This is a genomic window from Vibrio sp. Y176, from assembly GCF_033438945.1.
This window is the reverse complement of sequence record NZ_JAWOQS010001289.1, coordinates 1-500: the sequence shown is the minus strand read 5'-3', so window position 1 is coordinate 500 and position 500 is coordinate 1. Positions and strand designations below refer to the sequence as shown.

The 500-nt window shown below is 49.2% G+C and carries 1 protein-coding gene; it reads right to left on the bottom strand.

The window, feature by feature from the left end:
- Positions 1-500 (bottom strand): FAD-dependent oxidoreductase (locus R7O13_RS31460; protein ID WP_318305812.1); only part of this gene is annotated, 500 nt, incomplete at both ends.

The window sequence follows — 500 nt, the reverse complement described above, 5'->3', positions numbered from 1 at the left end:
GCGTACACTGGGCTACGATCTAGGTTATTGCGGATCACTTCATGAGTTTGTTCATTGGTATGCGTAATGAAACAAGGAATTTGACGCGGATGGTGTTCGCGCTTACCCATGAATGAGAAAACTGGTGTTGGGTTGTCACCGTGTTGCGCTTCTAGCACTGAGAAATCAACCGTGCGAGCATCAATACGTGGTGGTGTTCCCGTTTTTAGACGATCCACTCGGAATGGCAACTCACGTAAGCGATCCGCCAATGCGATCGATGGTGGATCCCCAGCGCGACCGCCTGAAGAACTTTCCATACCAATGTGGATCTTACCACCAAGGAAAGTACCTACGGTCAGCACAACCGCTTTGGCATGGAACTTAAGACCCATTTGAGTCACAACGCCAACAACGCGATCTTGTTCAACAATCAGATCATCAACCGATTGCTGGAACAGAGTTAGGTTTGGCGCGTTTTCTAATGCGTTGCGTACGTACGCTTTGTACAGAGCGCGATC